The 16,972-nt window shown below is 63.2% G+C and carries 14 protein-coding genes; 7 read left to right on the top strand and 7 right to left on the bottom strand.

Going from position 1 to position 16,972, the window contains the following annotated elements:
* Positions 1-46: 46 nt before the first annotated feature.
* Together AC6R19_RS20995 and AC6R19_RS21000 are read right to left on the bottom strand one after the other, a co-directional pair.
* A complete protein-coding gene (locus tag AC6R19_RS20995) occupies positions 47-3,181 on the bottom strand; it encodes an efflux RND transporter permease subunit (protein ID WP_500581835.1) in 3,135 nt (1,044 codons plus the stop codon).
* A 2-nt stretch (positions 3,182-3,183) separates the two neighbouring features.
* A complete protein-coding gene (locus AC6R19_RS21000; RefSeq protein ID WP_500581836.1) occupies positions 3,184-4,449 on the bottom strand; it encodes an efflux RND transporter periplasmic adaptor subunit in 1,266 nt (421 codons plus the stop codon).
* Between the two features lie 385 nt (positions 4,450-4,834).
* Between AC6R19_RS21000 and AC6R19_RS21005 the strand changes: the two genes are divergently transcribed.
* Positions 4,835-7,180: a Tex family protein gene (locus tag AC6R19_RS21005; protein ID WP_500581837.1), complete on the top strand. Its 2,346-nt coding sequence runs from the start codon at positions 4,835-4,837 to the stop codon at positions 7,178-7,180.
* 153 nt (positions 7,181-7,333) lie between these two features.
* On the opposite strand, the gene AC6R19_RS21010 is transcribed toward AC6R19_RS21005, so the two are convergent.
* Complete coding sequence (locus AC6R19_RS21010; protein WP_500581838.1) at positions 7,334-8,002, bottom strand: RluA family pseudouridine synthase; 669 nt, start codon at positions 8,000-8,002, stop codon at positions 7,334-7,336.
* 202 nt (positions 8,003-8,204) lie between these two features.
* On the bottom strand, positions 8,205-9,905 hold the full coding sequence (locus tag AC6R19_RS21015) for a phytoene desaturase family protein (RefSeq protein ID WP_500581839.1): 1,701 nt from the start codon (positions 9,903-9,905) through the stop codon (positions 8,205-8,207).
* 157 nt (positions 9,906-10,062) lie between these two features.
* Between AC6R19_RS21015 and AC6R19_RS21020 the strand changes: the two genes are divergently transcribed.
* The gene (locus AC6R19_RS21020; protein ID WP_500581840.1) at positions 10,063-10,269 is read left to right on the top strand and encodes a ParD-like family protein; all 207 of its coding nucleotides are present in this window, start codon (positions 10,063-10,065) and stop codon (positions 10,267-10,269) included.
* Positions 10,262-11,041, top strand: a complete 780-nt coding sequence (gene map, locus AC6R19_RS21025; RefSeq protein ID WP_500581841.1) for a type I methionyl aminopeptidase — start codon at positions 10,262-10,264, stop codon at positions 11,039-11,041. Before AC6R19_RS21020 ends, map begins: the two co-directional genes overlap by 8 nt.
* Before the next feature lie 7 nt (positions 11,042-11,048).
* Here the strand turns inward: map and AC6R19_RS21030 are convergent, their stop codons facing one another.
* From AC6R19_RS21030 to AC6R19_RS21040, 3 genes are all read right to left on the bottom strand, one after another.
* Positions 11,049-11,330: a superinfection immunity protein gene (locus AC6R19_RS21030; RefSeq protein ID WP_500581842.1), complete on the bottom strand. Its 282-nt coding sequence runs from the start codon at positions 11,328-11,330 to the stop codon at positions 11,049-11,051.
* A 289-nt stretch (positions 11,331-11,619) separates the two neighbouring features.
* Positions 11,620-12,210 (bottom strand): hypothetical protein, encoded by a 591-nt coding sequence (locus tag AC6R19_RS21035; RefSeq protein WP_500581843.1) that lies wholly within the window; start codon positions 12,208-12,210, stop codon positions 11,620-11,622.
* A 2-nt stretch (positions 12,211-12,212) separates the two neighbouring features.
* Positions 12,213-12,695 carry an RNA polymerase sigma factor gene (locus AC6R19_RS21040; RefSeq protein ID WP_500581844.1) on the bottom strand — a complete coding sequence of 161 codons (483 nt, stop codon included), beginning with the start codon at positions 12,693-12,695 and terminating at the stop codon, positions 12,213-12,215.
* 383 nt (positions 12,696-13,078) lie between these two features.
* Here AC6R19_RS21040 and AC6R19_RS21045 point away from each other — a divergent pair, with 383 nt between their 5' ends.
* The 4 genes from AC6R19_RS21045 (at position 13,079) to AC6R19_RS21060 (ending at position 16,307) form a co-directional block, all read left to right on the top strand.
* Positions 13,079-14,116, top strand: a complete 1,038-nt coding sequence (locus AC6R19_RS21045) for a lipid A deacylase LpxR family protein (RefSeq protein ID WP_500581845.1) — start codon at positions 13,079-13,081, stop codon at positions 14,114-14,116.
* A 72-nt stretch (positions 14,117-14,188) separates the two neighbouring features.
* On the top strand, positions 14,189-14,650 hold the full coding sequence (locus AC6R19_RS21050; protein WP_500581846.1) for a MarR family winged helix-turn-helix transcriptional regulator: 462 nt from the start codon (positions 14,189-14,191) through the stop codon (positions 14,648-14,650).
* Between the two features lie 168 nt (positions 14,651-14,818).
* A complete protein-coding gene (locus AC6R19_RS21055) occupies positions 14,819-15,247 on the top strand; it encodes an organic hydroperoxide resistance protein (RefSeq protein ID WP_500581847.1) in 429 nt (142 codons plus the stop codon).
* Positions 15,248-15,287: 40 nt separating this feature from the next.
* Complete coding sequence (locus AC6R19_RS21060; protein ID WP_500581848.1) at positions 15,288-16,307, top strand: alpha/beta hydrolase; 1,020 nt, start codon at positions 15,288-15,290, stop codon at positions 16,305-16,307.
* Positions 16,308-16,972: the final 665 nt, after the last annotated feature.

Below are 16,972 nucleotides of genomic sequence, written 5' to 3' on the forward strand. Positions count from 1 at the left end.
CCTCTCTCCCGCCCCTCTCCCACCAGCGGGAGAGGGGAGCTGGGCCTCAGGCGTTTTCCAGGGAGACGAGTACTTCCGCCTCGCCCTTGCGGCCGCCCAGCTTCAGGCGCAGTACTTCGATCACCTTGTACAGGTTCGGCACCAGGATCAGGGTCACGAAGGTGGCGCAGAGGACGCCGAAGGCGAGGCTGACCACCATCGGGATCAGGAACTGCGCCTGTATCGAGCGCTCGAACATGATCGGCACCAGGCCGATAAAGGTGGTCAGCGAGGTGAGGATGATCGGACGGAAGCGGTCGCGGCCCGCCTGCACCACCGCATCCATTACCGCCATACCCTTGGCGCGCAGCTGGTTGATGCGGTCCATCAGCACCAGGTTGTCGTTCACCACCACGCCCGCGGCGGCGAGGAAGCCGAGCATGGACATGATGCTGATATCGTGGCCCAGCAGCAGGTGGCCGAAGACGGCGCCGAAGAAGCCGAAGGGCACCGCGGTCAGGATCAGCAGCGGCTGTGAGTAGGAGCGGAAGGCGATCGCCAGCAGCGCGTAGATGGTAAACAGCGACAGCACGAAGAAGGCGATGATGGCGCCGTTGAATTCCTGCTCCTCCTGCATTTCACCGGCGGTCTTCAGGGAGAAGCCGGGGAACTGCTTTTCCCACGCCGGCACATTTTTCTCGCGCAGCTGCTTAAGAACTTCGTGGGCATCGGCCGCACCCGGAGTCAGTTCCGCGGTGACCCGCACGGCGCGCTCGCGGTCGTTGCGGCGGATGGTGGTATAGCCGGGCACATAGATGGCGTCCGCCACCGCGCTGAAGGGGATTTCGCCCTGGTTGGTGCGGATGCGGATGCGGTCCATCTGCTCCTCGCTGGCGCGCTCCTCCTCCGGGTAGCGCACCATCACGCGCACGTCCTCGCGGCCGCGGGGGATCCGCTGTACCTCCTCGCCGTAAAAGCCCTGGCGCACCTGCTTGGCCACGTCGGCGAGGCCGATGCCCATATTGGTGGCGTGGGGCTTGAGCTGGATTTCAATGTCCTTGCGCGCGCTGGTGAGGTTGTCGCGCACGTCGTAGACACCGGCATAGCCGTCCAGCGCCGCCTTCACCGCGTCGGCTGCCGCGCGCAGCTCGTCCATATCACCGGAGGCAGTGCTCAGGTTCAGGGACATGCCGGCGTTGTCTTCGCCGATGGTGGCGGAGATATTCATCTCCTCGACACTGGCGGGCAGCTCACCGATATATTTCCGCCAGCGCAGCGCCAGCTGTTCCGAGGTGACGTCGCGCAGTTCGCCGTCGGTGAGCTGCAGCAGCACGTGAATGTTGCCGCGCCACAGGAACACCATAGTGTTCTTCACGAAGGGCTCGCCGTTGTTCAGCTTCAGCATCTCCTCGTCCTGCGCCAGCTTTTCGCCGGCGCGCTCGAACTGCTCCATGACCCGCTTGGCCTCCTCGAAGGATTCACCGGGTGCCATGACGGTGTTCAGCTCCAGCAGGTCCGAGGGCACCTTGGGCGAGAAGGAGGAGCCGACGTAGCCGCCCTTGTACACCGCGAAGGACAGCAACAGCGCCATCAGGAAGATCATCACCGTGGCGCGGCTGTTGGAGAGGGACTTCTCCAGCAGCGGCATATAGTATTTTTCGCTGGCCACCTGCATGGCGCCGGCAAATTTGCCGCGCAGCGCCTGTAGTTTTTTGCCCGGACCGGAAGTGGCCTTCTTCTCCGGTTTCAGGTTCACCAGGTGCGCCGGCAGTATCAGCAGCGATTCGATCAGCGAGAAGGACAGCGCCAGCAGCACCACCACCGGCAGGGACAGCATCATCTGCGCCGTATAGCCGGGCAGGAACAGCATGGGCACGAAGAACACCATGGTGGATATCACGGCGAAGAGCACCGGCGAGGACACCTGCTTGACGCCCTCCTCCGCCGCCGCCAGGCCGGTCACTCCGCGGTCGTGGGCCGCGTGCACCGCCTCGCCGACGATGATCGCATCGTCGACGACGATCCCCAGGATCAGAAGGAAGGCGAACAGGGACAGCATATTCAGGGTCACACCGGTCACCGGCAGCAGCCACAGGGCGCCCATAAAGGCGGTGGCGATGCCCACGGTCACCCAGACCGCCAGCGCCGGGCGCAGGAACAGCATCAGCAGCACGAACACCAGCACCAGGCCGCCGAGGGCGTTGCCGGCCAGCAGGTTCATGCGGCCCTCGTAGGCCTTGGAGAAGTCGAACCAGACATCGAACTCCATGCCCGGCGGCAGCTGCTCGCGGGCCTCGGCCATGAATGCCTTGATCGCATCGGCGGTGGCCACCACGTCCAGGGGCTCGCCCTGCAGCACGCGCAGGTTCATGGCCGGATTGCCGTTGAAGCGGATCACCGAGCCTTCTTCCTCGAAGCCGTCCTCGATATCCGCCACGTCACCCAACAGCAGCTGGGTGCCGTCGGCGCGGCTGACCAGGGGAATGCGCGCGAAGTCGTCGGCCGAGTAGGCCTGGCCGCGGGTCTGCACCTGGATGTCGCCGCGGTCGGAGCGCACCATGCCCGCGGGCAGGTCCAGGGAGGAGCGGCGCACCGCGTTGGCGACGTCGTCGAAGCTCAGGTTGTAGCGGCGCAGGTCCAGTTCGGAGACCTCGATGGACACCTCGTCGGCGCGGTCGCCCCAGACTTCCACCTGGCGCACACCGGGGAGCAGCAGCAGCTTGTCGCGCAGGTCCAGCGCCGTGTCTTTCAGCTGGCGCGGCGACACGGGCCCGCCGATGGCGATATGCATTATCTGCGTCGACCACTCCGCCAGCGACACCACCGGGCGCTCGATATCCGCGGGGAAGGTGCTGATCGAGTCCACCTGCACCTTGATATCGTTCAGCAGGCGCAGCTCGTCGTAGCCGTCCACCGCCTCCACCCGCACGGTGCTGTGGCTGCGGCGGGAGAAGGAGTTCACCTCCTTGATGCCCTTCACGTCGGAGATGGCCTGCTCCACCCGCAGGGTGACCTGCTGCTCCACCTCCCGGGGACCGGCGCCGGGATAGCTGATATCCACCGACACTATGCCCGGGTTGATGGCCGGGAAGACCTCGCGGCCGATATGGGAGATGCCGAAGATGCCGCCGATGATGATCATGATCATCAGCAGGTTGGCGGCCTTACTGTTGCGGACGAACCATCCGATGATGCCCTGCATGATCAGCGCGCTCCCTTCGAAGCGCCCGCGGCGGATTTGACATGGCCGGCGGCAGCGGCGCTGGCGGCTTCAGCGGCGGACTCGTCGGCCTCGCCCTCATCGCCCAGCAGCAGGCCGGTGGGCTTTTCGTTCAGCGGGTTGGCGGTTATCACCATGCCCTCGCGTGAGTAGCCGAGGCTGGACACGATGACCCGCTCGCCGGGGACGATATCGCCGCGCACCCAGACGTCCTCGTCCACAGCCTGCAGCAGCTCCACTTCCCTGAACAGCAGCTTGTTCTCCGCATCCAGCACCAGCAGGTGATCGCCCTCGTGCAGGGCCTGGCGCGGCAGGCGCAGGATATTGTCGAAGGTCTTGCCGGCGATATCCGCCTCCACGAACAGGCCGTTCACCAGCGGCGCCTCACCCTGGTAGGGATTAGCTACCTGGGCCACGGCGTAGACAAAACGGCTGTTGGGGTCGATGCTGGCCTCGGTGCGCACTATCTCGCCGCGCCACTCGCGCTGCTGCCCGGCGATCTGCGCGGAGAGGCGCACCGCGGGGCCGTTCTCGATCGACTGGCCCAGGGGCAGGTCCAGCAGGGACAGCTGGTGGTCGGTCAGCGGCAGGCGCACCTCGGCGATGCCGGTGCTGTGGATCTTCGCCAGGCGGGTGCCGGGTGTGATGTACTGGCCCAGGTCGACGAAGGTCTCCACCACGCGGCCGGCGAAGGGCGCCCGCACCCGGGTGCGCTCCAGGTCCAGCCTGGCCTGGTCGCGATCGGCGCGGGCCGCGGCCACCGCCGCCTCGGCGGCGGCCAGCTGCGGCTTGCGCAGGAAGAGATCGTTGGCAGCTTTGCTGCCCAGGTCGCGCCACTCGCGCCTGGCCTGCTTGGCTCGGCCCTGCTCCTGGGCCAGGGTGGACTTGGCATTGGCCAGCTGTGATTCGGCGCGGGTCAGCTGGTGCTCATAGTCCGCGGACTCAATCTGCACCAGCGAATCCCCCTCGGCGAAGAAGCCGCCGGGCACGAAGGCGTCGTTCACCCGCTCGATCACGCCGCCGACCCGGGCCACCACCTCGATCTCGTGGCGCGCGTGCACCGTACCCTGGCTGGGCACCAGCAGGGTGTGGCGGCCGGGCTCGGCGTAGAGCACGTCGGCCACAGGCGGCACCGCCGCCTCGACAACTTTTTCCTCAGGTTTCGGCGCAAGGACCGAAACCAGACCTATGGAGGCAACGCCGGCGGCAACAACGATCGCCAGTAACTTGTTTTTGTTGGAAATTTTCACGAAAACCCTCAACCCGGACGGCACGGAAATTGTTCAAAATTTAACTAGCTGCGCATTCTACTGGAGTTCGACGGCGAAGGGGGCCGTTTCGGATGCAGGTCACCGCAAGCGGCTGCGATTCGCCGCAAATAACCAGGCATTGGGGGCGGGACCGCTGTCAAACCTTTCTCGCAGCGCGCGCGTCGCGCATAATGCCCCACCGAATTTGCCCTGGTAGGAGCGGCTGTTGGCCGATTGTGTGCTCCATGTACAATCGGCATTCCCGCCATCCATGGCGGTTGCCGCGATCGGACCTTGAACAAAGACCCTTCGCGACCAACGGCGGATGGCCGCCCCGCCGCTCCTACGACAGAAAGAAGCCCCGCAGTACGGATGTAAGAACAAGATGCTGGATATCAACGCCCGAATCGCCGAAGAACTCAACGTACGCCCTCAACAGGTGGCCGCCGCGGTGGCGCTGCTGGACGGGGGCGCGACAGTGCCGTTTATCTCCCGCTACCGGAAGGAGGTCACCGGCGCCCTGGACGACACCCAGCTGCGCACCCTGGAGGAGCGGCTGCGTTACCTGCGCGAGATGGAGGACCGCCGCGCCACCATCCTGAAGAGCATCGACGAGCAGGGCAAGCTGACCCCGGAACTGGCGGCACAGATCCAGGCCGCCGACACCAAGAACCGCCTCGAAGACCTCTACCTGCCCTACAAGCCCAAGCGCCGCACCAAAGGCCAGATCGCCATCGAGGCCGGCCTGGAGCCGCTGGCCGACGCTCTGTTCGGCAACCCGGACCTGAACCCGGAAGAGGAAGCGCAACAGTACCTCAACACCGACAACGAAGACGCCTCCCTGCACGTCAAGGACATCAAGGCCGCCCTCGACGGAGCCAAGTTCATCCTGATGGAGCGCTTCGCCGAGGACGCCGAACTGCTGGGCAGGCTGCGCGACTTCCTCAAGCGCGACGGCCAGGTCAAATCCAAACTGCTGGATGGCAAGGAGGAGGAAGGGGCCAAGTTCCGCGATTACTTCGAGTATTCCGAGGACTGGGCCAAGGTACCCTCCCATCGCGCCCTGGCGATCTTCCGCGGCCGCAATGAGGGCGTGCTGGCCATCAGCCTGGGACTGGAGGGCGACGAGGAGCGCGCGCCGACCCAGGGCCACCCCTGCGAGACGATGATCGCCAAGCACGTCGGGATCGAAGACCGGGGCCGCCCGGCGGACAAGTGGCTGGGCGAGGTGGTGCGCTGGACCTGGCGCATCAAGCTGCTGACCAGCCTGGAAACCGATCTGCTCGGCGAGCTGCGCGAGAAAGCGGAGGAGGAGGCGATCAAGGTCTTCTCCCGCAACCTGAAAGACCTGCTGCTGGCGGCGCCCGCCGGCCAGAAGGCCACCATCGGCCTGGACCCGGGCCTGCGAACCGGTGTGAAAGTGGCCGTCGTCGACGCCACCGGCAAGGTACTCGACCACACCGCCATCTACCCCAACCCGCCGCAGAACAGGCTCGCCGAGTCCGCCGCAGTCATCGCCGCCCTGTGCAAGAAGTACGATGTGGGCCTGATCGCGATCGGCAACGGCACCGCCAGCCGCGAAACCGACAAGTTCGTCGGCGAAACCATCAAGCAATTCAAGCTCAGCGCACAGAAGGTCATGGTGAACGAGGCCGGCGCCTCGGTGTACTCCGCATCCGAATTCGCCGCCAGGGAGTTCCCCGACCTGGACGTGACCATCCGCGGTGCCATCTCCATCGCCCGCCGCCTGCAGGACCCGCTGGCCGAGCTGGTGAAAATCGAGCCGAAATCCATCGGCGTCGGCCAGTACCAGCACGACGTGTCCCAGACCCAGCTGGCGCGCTCCCTGGATGCGGTGGTGGAAGACTGTGTAAACGGCGTCGGCGCCGAACTCAATTCCGCCTCGGCGCCGCTGCTGGCGCGCGTGTCCGGCCTGAGCGCCTCCATCGCCGCCAATATCGTCAGCTACCGCGACCAGCACGGCGCCTTCAAAAACCGCAACCAACTGAAGGAAGTGCCGCGCCTGGGGCCCAAGGCCTTCGAGCAGGCCGCCGGCTTCCTGCGCATCAACAACGGCGAGAACCCGCTGGACAAGTCCGGCGTGCACCCGGAATCCTACATAGTGGTCAAGCGCATCGCCGAGAAGAACGGCCGCGAGATCAACAGCCTGATCGGCGACTCCGCCTTTTTGAGAAAACTGAACCCGGCCGACTACACCGACGAGAAATTCGGTGTGCCGACGGTGACCGATATCATCGCCGAACTGGAAAAACCCGGCCGCGACCCGCGCCCGGAATTCCGCACCGCGAAATTCGAAGAGGGCGTGGAGGAGATCAAGGACCTGCGCCCGGGCATGGTATTGGAGGGCACGGTCACCAACGTCACCAACTTCGGCGCCTTCGTGGATATCGGCGTGCACCAGGACGGCCTGGTGCATATCTCCGCGCTGTCGGAGAAGTTCGTCAAGGACCCGCACGAAGTGGTCAAGGCCAACGACATCGTCAAGGTGAAGGTGATGGAAGTGGACGTGGCGCGCAAGCGCATCGGCCTGTCCATGCGCATGAGCGACGAGCCAGGCGAGCAGGGCAGCGGCGGCGTCAGGAAGGGCGATCACCGCGAGAGCCGCCAGGCGCAGCGTCACAACAATAAAAGCCGGCAACAGCAGAACAGCGGCGGTCGCGGCAGTATGGGCGATATCCTCGCGGCGGCACTGGCGGGCAAGAAAAAATAAAACCCGATCCGTACCTGTTCCCGTTCGTATATCTAACGGTTCGTCATACCGGCGCAGGCCGGAATCCAGCTTTGCGGCACCTGGATTCCGGCCTGCGCCGGTATGGCGAGAGCCCTCTGTAGGGGGCATGGGGAGCCCCGCGTATTTTTTTGTTTAGAGGAATAATCGCTCGTCCGGCGCGCTGCTAAATTGCGTCCTCTCGCCTGATTGCGGATGGGGCAATGACAGCTCAGTCGCGTGCAGCAACAATCGCGGTGCCGCCGCCAGCGCCTGCGGGTGGGCGTAGAAGGGATCGCCGAGTATCGGGTGGCCTATCGCCTGCAGGTGCACCCGCAGCTGGTGCGAGCGGCCGGTGACCGGCTTGAGTTCGACCAGGCTGCAGCCACCGGACACGGAAATCTTTTCCCAGCGGGTCAGCGACGGCTTGCCCACTTCGAAGTCCACTTTCTGCCGCGGCCGGTTGGGCCAGTCGCAGATCAGGGGCAAGTCGATTTCCCCGGAATCACTCTCAGGCTGCCCCCACACCCTGGCGCAGTAGCTTTTTTCCACCTGCCGCTTCTGGAAGAGCGCACTGAGCTTGCGGTGCGCCTCCGGGTTGCGCGCCATGATCACCAGGCCGGAGGTATCCATATCCAGCCGGTGCACGATCAACGCGCCGGGATAGCGTTCCTGCGCCCGGCTGGCCAGGCTGTCCCTATGGGCCGGGTCGCGGCCGGGTACGCTGAGCAGGCCGCTGGGCTTGTCCAGCACCAGCAGCGATTCATCGGCGTAAACTACCGACAGGAACGGCTCGGTGGGTGGGCGGTATTCCCGCAACTCCATTCTCCAACATCAAACATCTGTACGTATAACCGCGGCTTAGGTAAAACCTTAAAACTCGATCGCGGCCATGGGCCGCGATCATACTATCCGCAACCGCAAAACTGTCTACTGCAACAGCGCCTTGTATTCGCTGCGCATGGTCGCCCCCCGGCCAGTTGTGCCCTGCTTTAGCGACCACCAGTCGAGGAAAAGCGCCATTACGTCAGACTTCGGTCTGCGCCGCCGAAGGCGCCTGCGGGCGGCCTGATGTCAGGCTCCCGGCCAGTATGCACTTCAGTAAGCGCAGGTCGCGCCGCCAACCGAGAATACTCTGCGCCGCCACCACACCGCCCATCATGGCCCCGGCCACGCCGCAGCTCATGATGTCCTGGCCGGTCAGGTAGAGGCCCCTGATGCGGCTCTGCGGTCGCAGCCAGGACTGCCGGAAGCGCTTAGGGTCGTGGTCCAGGCCGTAGATCTCGCCGCGAGGATAGAAGCAGAAATAGTCCGTCGACAGCGGCGTGGACAGTTCGCAGTAGTCGATCTGTCCGCGCAGCTGCGGGAAGTGTTTGTACAGGTGCCCCAGCAGCCGCTCGCTGAATTTTTCCTTCAGCGCCTCGTAGTCCTCACCGCGCTTGCCCCAGGGCCGGTCGCGCCATTTCTCAAACCACTCGAATTTTGCCGGCGCAACTATCTCTATGGTGGCGCGGCCCGGGTAGCGTTTGGTGAAACTCGGGTCCTTGGCCGACGGGAAGGAGATATAGACCAGCGGGATTTCCGCCTCGCTGTCGGCGAGGAATTTCTGTACTTCGCCCTCGTAATCGGCGCTCGGGTAGAGCCAGTAGTTGGTCTTCGGCAGCCCCAGCTCCCCGGCGGTTTTCTGCAGGCCGATATAGAGGCAGAGATGGGCCATGGATGGCTGCACGCCCTGCAGGTCGCGACCGTAGCCGGCGCGCTCGCCGGCACTGCGCGGCAGCAGGCGCTCGAAGGTATTGAATACGCCCGCGCCGGAGATCACCAGCGGCGCTTCTATCTCGGTGCCGTCCGCCATGCGCAGGCCGCGCACGCGATTGCCGTCCAGCAGGATGGTCTCCACCTGCGCATAGGTGAACACCTCGCCGCCGGCTTTCTGTATCTGCGGGATGATGGTCGCGGCGATCTGGCTGGCACCGCCCACCGGGTAATAGCCGCCGTACAGATAATGCTTGGCGATCAGCGCGTGGATGATGAAGCTGCCGGTCTTGGGCGTCATGCCGTTGTCGCCCCACTGGCCGGTGAGCACTGCGATCAGTTTCTCGTTGTCGGTCAGCTCGCGCAGCACCTCGTAGGTGGTCCTGTTCAGGTAGTCCGGCCAGGAGAATTTTTTCCACAGCGCCAGCAGCGGAGCGCACCAGCGCGGCAGCAGCTTCTCCATAGTGAACAGGCGCATGGCGCTGCCCACCACGGAGATCCGCTGCAGATAGGCCTCGATGGTTTTCTCTTCGCCGGGGAAGTGTTTCAGCAGCCCGGCGACAAACTGGTCGCGCCCGGCGCGCATGTCGAACTGCTCTTCGCCGATACAGATGCGGTCATAGCAGCTGTCCATCGGCGCCCACTTCAGGTTGCCGGCGGAGAGGAAGTCGAACAGCCTGCGGGTCATGGTCGGGTGATCACCCACGTCGCCGATATAGTGCACCCCCACATCCCACTCGTAACCGTTGCGGTCGTAGGCGTGGGTGAAACCGCCGGCGGTGTAGTGCTGCTCCAGAACCAGTACCTTCTTGCCGGTGGCACTCAGCAGGGCCGCGGTGGTGAGACCGCCGATTCCGGAGCCGATCACCAGGGCATCGTAGGGCCCCTCCAGGCGGTTGGCCCTGTAGCGCCGGCCAATCCTCAGCCGGCTGGGTTGGAGGGCTTTGCGCCCGCTTGCTGCGGAATCCGCCATATTGGCCTCTCGGCTGGTTGCTTATTGTTGTCGCTCAACCATAGCCTCGCAGGAATATATATGCAACTAATTGCATATTGAACTCCAGGGAAGGTCCGTCCTATGCTATATATATGTTTTATATATGGTTCGCATATTCAATCGGAAAGGGTCACTCATGGGCATCGTCAAAATCTCCGAAGAGCTGCACGACGAGATACGCAAGGCCAGTACCGCCATGGCGCGCTCCATCAATGCGCAGGCGGAGTTCTGGATCAAGATCGGCATGCTGGCGGAACTCAACCCGGAGCTCGGCTACAACCAGCTGTGCAAGAAACTGCTGCGCGCGCAGACGCCGTCGCTGGAAGAGCTGACCCGTGAATAGTGTCAGGATAAAAAACGCCGCCGAGCAGGCGCTGATGCGCGACGCCGGCCGGCTGCTGGCTCGCGTCTTCGCGATGCTGGACGAGTTTATCGCCCCCGGCGTATCCACCATGCAGATCAACGACAGGGCCGAGGCCTTTATCGTCGGGGAGCTGCGGGCCAGGCCGGCCAGCAAGGGCCAGTACGGCTACCCCTACGCGCTCAACACCTCGGTCAACGAGGTAATCTGCCACGGCATGCCGCGGGCATCACAATTGTTGAAGAGCGGCGATATCGTCAATGTGGATATCACCCTGGAGAAATCCGGCTTTATCGCCGACTCCAGCAAGATGTATATGATCGGCGGCGTTGCACCGGCGGCCCGGCAGCTGGTGCAGACCTGCTACGAGGCCATGTGGCGGGGCATAGACGCGGTCCGGCCCGGGGCCACCCTCGGCGATATAGGTTGCGCGATCCAGCGCTGTGCCGAGGGGCGCGGCTACAGCGTGGTGCGCGACTACTGTGGCCACGGCATAGGCCGGGACATGCACGAGGAGCCGCAGGTGCTGCACTACGGCCGCCCGAACAGCGGCGCGGTGCTGCAAGAGGGCATGACCTTTACCATAGAGCCGATGATCAACCAGGGCGGCCGCAATGCGAAAGTCAAAAAGGACGGCTGGACGGTGGTCACCCGGGACGGGAAGCTGTCCGCCCAGTGGGAGCACACGGTGCTCGTCACCGGGAGCGGCTGTGAGGTGCTGACCCTCAGGAATGAAGAGTTACCTCGCCAGTAAACGAATATCAGGGGGATGGTTCCGCCGGGCTTTCCGCCCCTTTTTTATTACGCATTTTTCCGGTGACCGCCCAGGCCAGCAACGCCACCCAGGCGACCCAGGAAAGCCCGGCGGGCACATTGGCCACGGCTATCTTGCCCAGATGTTTCCGGTTCAGGAATGCCGCCAGAATACTGGGCAGGAACCAGACGGCGAGAAAAAGCACCGCGAAGATCAAGCCCTGTAGCAGGCTGAGGCTTTCGAAGACCGCGAGGAAGGCGTCGAGCTTTTCCGAGAGATCAAAGTTCATAGTTTTCATATCCCTGTTATCGATAAGTCCATTCATTTTCCTGTCGACCTTTCCACACTAGATAACGCGGATAAATGGGCGGCCAGGGGTAACATCCTTAGTGGGTCCGGCGCAGCCGGTTATCAAGCCGGCACTATCACCGGGACGGAAACCGGATTCCGCCACTCCGCACAGGACAGCCAGCAAAACAAAAGCCGTGCCGTGAAAAATGTAAAGTCGCGCGACTGTCATCGCCATCTCCGTAAAACCACCTGACTCACCCACTACTGTCCGCGAATCTACAAATTCCTTACAAATTTGATTCCCGTCGCAGCCCCGCGAGAACCTCGGCTTCCCGTTTTACACGCAGCAGGGAAACCAGGCTCCAGGCAGCCAGCAACAGGGCGATCGCAGCCAGCCAGGCAAAGCTGCGCATCGGTGTTCCCGACAGCAGCGGCTCCCACCACCCCAGCAGCGCGAGCAGGTCCCACAGCGTAAATATCGCCAGCTCCACTCCAAACAGAACCCACGCAAAGCAGATGGCGCGGCGCTTGCGCGCCAGGCGCAGCAGGGCCAGTTCGATATAGGACTGGGCGCTCTCCGCGACGGGGTGCCAGAGATCGCGGCGATTAACAGTGGAAAAATTCAGGGCCCAGGCGACCAATGCGCAGACTATCAGCCCCCATACCAGATTGACCGGTGTGAAATCGCTGACCGCCAGGTACAGGGCAAAGGTGCACAGGGCTATCGCCACCAGCCACTCGACCAGGGCGGCGGCGCGCATACGCCGCTCCTGCCTGCGGATGCGCAGGCGGATTTCTTCCGGCACCGGCGCCGCGGCAGGTTGTTCGCGCCAGAGGTTTTCCAGTTCCTGCCAGTCCCGTTCTTTTTCCGCATTCATGCTTATCTCTCCCGGCCCAGGCGGGCACTCAGGCGTTCGCGGGCGCGGTTCAGGCGCACCGCCACATTGGATTCGCTGATACCGAGTACCTCGGCGATGTCCGCGTAGCTAAGGCCCTCGAGACGCAGGGTCAATGTCTGGCGCAGGCCCAGCGGCAGTTTTCGCACCGCCTGCACCAGCCGCTCGGCATCGCGCCGGGCTGCCAGCTGCTCCTCGGGGCCGGGGGCCTCGTCTTCGAGCGCTTCCAGCGCCTCGATTCCGCCGTGGACGGCGCGCCGCCGCGCCAGCGCGGTGACACTGCGGTTGTGGGCTATGCGGTATATGAAAGTCCTGAGACTGGCGTCACCGCGGAAGGACGGCAGCGCGCGCCACACCGCCAGCCAGATATCCTGCACCAGGTCGTCGCGCTCGGCGCTGTTGCGCACATAGCTGCCGGCGACGCGCGCGACACCTGCGCCGCATTCGGCCATGGCTTGTCGGAACATTCGATCGCGAGGGTCCACCGGTCTCTCCACTGATTTTGCGAGTACTGTATCGGCGGGGCGGAAAAACTTACAAAATTTTTTGGCGGACATGGGAAAGGGCCGCCCGTGGAGAATCCGGCAAGTATTGCGCAGACCTGTGCTAACCGGAATGTCCACGGCTGCCGCAGACTTTGCCGGCGCCGGGAAGGCATCCCTCCAGCGCCTTCCGGATTGCGGTGAGTCGATGGCTTTTCCCGGCAACCGATATTTTCCAGGGCATTCAAAGCCCATAGATTGCGCCATCGGAATCAGAGTTTTTCCACCCCATTTTTTGTAAGGCCATGCCCAGCTGTACCCCAAGCCTCAAGCAGATTTCGCCCATTCACCAGTTTTTTTACGCTCAGTTGAGCCGATTTGCGGTTGCGGTATTAGTCGCCGCGAGCACCCTGCCCACTGCCGCCGCTGAAATCCCCGGCACAGAGCACGGGGATTCGTCCCTGCAGGCGGTCAACCTGCGCTTCGACAACGACCTGTTTGCCGGTAGCGACCGGGGCTATTCCAACGGGATTGAAATCGGCTTCCTGTCGCAGACGGTCGGGCACTTTCAGGACAGGCGCCTGCCGGCAGGCTACCGCTGGCTCAACCGCGGGCTGGGCTGGCTGCAGCCGGAGGGGTTTTCCGAATACAACATGGCGGTCAACGTCGGCCACGGCATTTTCACCCCCGGCGACTGGCAACAGCGCGACCTGATCGAGGATGACCGGCCCTATGCGGGCGTGCTGCTGTTCGGAGTGGACTACAACGGCAGGGATGACGACAGCATGCGCAGTGTCTCGATCAACCTGGGGATGGTCGGCCCTTCCGCGCGGGGACAGGAGCTTCAGCAGGGGGTACACAGGCTGCTGGGCTCGGACAGGTTCCGCGGCTGGCGCAACCAGCTCGACGACGAAATTGTCTTCCGCATCCAGTCCGCGGGACTGCACCGCTTCCGCTTCGAACGGAAGTCGGCGGGAGACTGGCAGCGGGACCTGATCCTGCGCAGCGGCGGCAGTATCGGCAACCTGGTTTCCGCCGTAAACTTCGGCGCGGAATGGCGTTTCGGCCCGCAATTGCCGGACAACTTCGGCAGTGCCCCCCTGGTACCCGCCGCCGTGAACTCGGCACCGACCCGCGCCCGCCGCTTCCCCTCGCGAATGGAAATACACGGATTTGTGGTCGCGAACCTGGACATCGTTTTTCACGATATCACGCTCGACGGCAACACCTGGAAGGACAGCCACAACGTGGACCGCAACCCCTATGTGGCCGGCCTCGGCGTGGGTGTGGCGGCCAGCTACGGACACTGGCGGCTCGCCTTCGCGCGCTACCTGCGCACGCGCGAGTTCGCCGGGCAGTCGGTGCCGCCGCAACTGGGCAGCCTGACCATCCAGCGGGAACTCTGAGCGGCCGGTGAACCACCCCATTCACAGTTGCGCTAAACTGGCGCAAGTTTGCCGCCCCTATCGAGCACACCCATGGCCAAATCCGCGTTCGAAGACCTGAAACTCGACAACCAGCTCTGCTTTAGCCTCTACTCCACCTCCCTGGCCATGAGCAAGATGTACAAGCCGCTGCTGGAGAAGCTGGGGCTCACCTACCCCCAGTACCTGATGATGCTGGTGCTCTGGGAGGAGGACGGCATCACCGCCACCGAACTGGGCCGGCGCCTGGGGCAGGACAAGGGCGCCCTGAGCCCGGTGATAAAGCGCCTGGAAGTCCAGGGCCTGATCGACCGCCGCCGCGACCCCAAGGACGAGCGCCGGGTCCACCTGCAGCTCACCGCCGCCGGCAAATCCATGCGCCGCAAGGCCGAGGCGATACCGCAGCAGGTACTGCGCGCCAGCGGCCTGGACCGCAAGTCCGCGCGCCAGCTGAAGGCGCAGATAGAGGCGGTGCGCCGGGCCCTGAACAGCCTCGCCGAGGCCACCGACCAGTAGGCCATCTCCCCTTCCGAAGAGTCGCCCCCTGCCAGCCGTCACCTTCGGCCAGGCTATCAGCGCCATAGCCAAAAGCGATTATCGCAATAACTGTAATCGCGATAACTTTCTCCCCGTGCCCAGCACAGTCACCTAGACTTCAGAACCACCCACAGAGAGGAAACTGTCATGCAAGTACTCTACAAAGCCGTAGCCACCGCCACCGGAGGCCGCGACGGCCAGGCCAAATCCTCCGACGGCATCCTGGACGTCAAACTCACCACCCCGAAGGAACTGGGCGGCCCCGGCGGCGACGCCACCAACCCGGAACAGCTGTTTGCCGCCGGCTACTCCGCCTGCTTTATCGGCGCGATCAAATTCGTCGCAGGCAAGGAGAAAGTCGAGGTACCGGAAGACACCAGCGTGCGCGGCGAGGTGGGTATAGGCCCGCTCGACAGCGGCAAGGGCTTCGGTCTGGATATCGATCTCTACGTCAGCCTACCCGGTCTCGACAAGGAAACCGCAGAGAAGATCGCGAACCGCGCCCACGAGGAAGTCTGCCCCTACTCCAACGCCACCCGCGGTAATGTGGATGTGCGCCTGCATATCGAGACCTGAGAGAGCCAGAAGTGAATCCCGAAGTACGGAGGAAAGCCCCATGAAAAAGTCACCCCTGGCCCGACTGGTGTTCGCGGCCCTCTTCGCCCTGGATACCAGCATCGCCTTCGCCGCCGGTTCCCCCGGCGTGGAGCGGAACACCCAGAAGTTTCTCGAAGCCCTGGAACAGGGCGGCGGCAAGCCGATAGAACAACTGTCGCCGAAGGAAGCGCGCGCGGTCCTGACCAACGCCCAGAAAGGCGCCAAACTGCCACCGGCGGACGTATCCGAGAAGACCATTCAGGCGGACGGCAAGCCCCTGAAGTTGGTCATCGTCAAGCCGAAAGGCGCCAGGGGAAGCCTGCCGGTATTTATGTTCTTCCACGGCGGCGGCTGGGTACTGGGTGACTACCCCACCCACGAGCGCCTGATCCGCGACCTGGTCAACCGCTCCGGTGCGGCGGCAGTCTATGTGGACTACACGCCGTCACCGGAGGCCAAGTATCCCACCGCGATCGACCAGGCCTACGCCGCGACCAAGTGGGTCGCGGAGCACGGCGAAGAAATCGGCGTGGACGGCTCCCGTCTCGCAGTAGCCGGCAACAGCGTCGGCGGCAATATGGCCGCGGTGGTGGCACTGAAAGCCAAGGAGAAGGGCACGCCCAAAATCCGCTTCCAGCTGCTGCTGTGGCCGGTGACCGACGCCAGCTTCGATACCGCCTCCTACAAGGAGTTTGCCGAGGGCCACTTCCTGACCCGCAACATGATGCAGTGGTTCTGGGACAACTACACCACCGACCCCAAGCAGCGCGCCAAGATCTACGCCTCCCCCCTGCGCGCCACCACCGCACAACTGCAGGGACTGCCACCGGCGCTGATACAGACCGCGGAAATGGACGTATTGCGGGACGAGGGCGAGGCCTATGGACGCAAGCTGAACGACGCCGGCGTCACCGTCACCACGGTGCGCTACAACGGCATGATCCACGACTTCGGCCTGCTCAATGCCCTGAGCGATGTACCGGCGGTGCAGGATGCGCTGGATCAGGCGGGGGCGGAGTTGAGGGATCATCTTCAGTAAGATCTCCGGCAATCAAAGCAAAAAGGCCCCTATTGGGGCCTTTTTGCATTCTCGGCCCCTGAACCCGGTGGGATGAGTATCTGTATCTGGGTCCGGAAAATTATAAGTAGTTGATTTGTTCAGGAGCCAGTTTGGGCATGGGCAATGAGATTCACCGCAAGCACACAGAAAAGCGCACTTTTTTGCCAGCAGCGGCCAGATCAAGAGATCATCGCTGATCGATTTTTAAGCAGCGCCTACCAAACTCTGCAGCGGACCTGTCTATTTATACGGCAACCTGCGTAATGTGACCAAGTCAGCAGGACAATTTCGGTCGTCGGGGCCGATATTTGTGGCCGAACTTTGAAAGTCAATAAAAATATAGAAAAATCAAAAAGTTATAGATATCGTTGGAAATGCGGATATCAATCGTGCAGACCGTTTTTCCCAGCTTGTACGCCTGCACCAAGTCTTTCTCAGGCTTGACGCTGCAAGGGTTTCGTCACATTCTGGCGTGAGTTGCGTCTGGAGATATGAGGCGAGGGAAAATCGGCCTTCAGGGCTACGATATAAATGTTAAATTTCGATCATGGTCATATTTGCAATAACAAGAAAAGGGTTTAAGGAGCTTGAGCCCATCATAAAATCAGGAAATTATCCGGTATGGATCGGAGCAAACGTGCTTT

This window comes from Microbulbifer sp. SE14, assembly GCF_059834885.1.

Excerpts from the sequence above, each read along its gene's own strand:
- AC6R19_RS20995 (WP_500581835.1), bottom strand. The coding sequence starts at position 3,181 with ATGCAGGGCATCATCGGATGGTTCGTCCGCAACAGTAAGGCCGCCAAC.
- AC6R19_RS21005 (WP_500581837.1), top strand. The coding sequence starts at position 4,835 with ATGCTGGATATCAACGCCCGAATCGCCGAAGAACTCAACGTACGCCCT.
- AC6R19_RS21010 (WP_500581838.1), bottom strand. The coding sequence starts at position 8,002 with ATGGAGTTGCGGGAATACCGCCCACCCACCGAGCCGTTCCTGTCGGTA.
- AC6R19_RS21015 (WP_500581839.1), bottom strand. The coding sequence starts at position 9,905 with ATGGCGGATTCCGCAGCAAGCGGGCGCAAAGCCCTCCAACCCAGCCGG.
- AC6R19_RS21020 (WP_500581840.1), top strand. The coding sequence starts at position 10,063 with ATGGGCATCGTCAAAATCTCCGAAGAGCTGCACGACGAGATACGCAAG.
- AC6R19_RS21030 (WP_500581842.1), bottom strand. The coding sequence starts at position 11,330 with ATGAACTTTGATCTCTCGGAAAAGCTCGACGCCTTCCTCGCGGTCTTC.
- AC6R19_RS21035 (WP_500581843.1), bottom strand. The coding sequence starts at position 12,210 with ATGAATGCGGAAAAAGAACGGGACTGGCAGGAACTGGAAAACCTCTGG.
- AC6R19_RS21040 (WP_500581844.1), bottom strand. The coding sequence starts at position 12,695 with ATGTTCCGACAAGCCATGGCCGAATGCGGCGCAGGTGTCGCGCGCGTC.
- AC6R19_RS21050 (WP_500581846.1), top strand. The coding sequence starts at position 14,189 with ATGGCCAAATCCGCGTTCGAAGACCTGAAACTCGACAACCAGCTCTGC.
- AC6R19_RS21055 (WP_500581847.1), top strand. The coding sequence starts at position 14,819 with ATGCAAGTACTCTACAAAGCCGTAGCCACCGCCACCGGAGGCCGCGAC.
- AC6R19_RS21060 (WP_500581848.1), top strand. The coding sequence starts at position 15,288 with ATGAAAAAGTCACCCCTGGCCCGACTGGTGTTCGCGGCCCTCTTCGCC.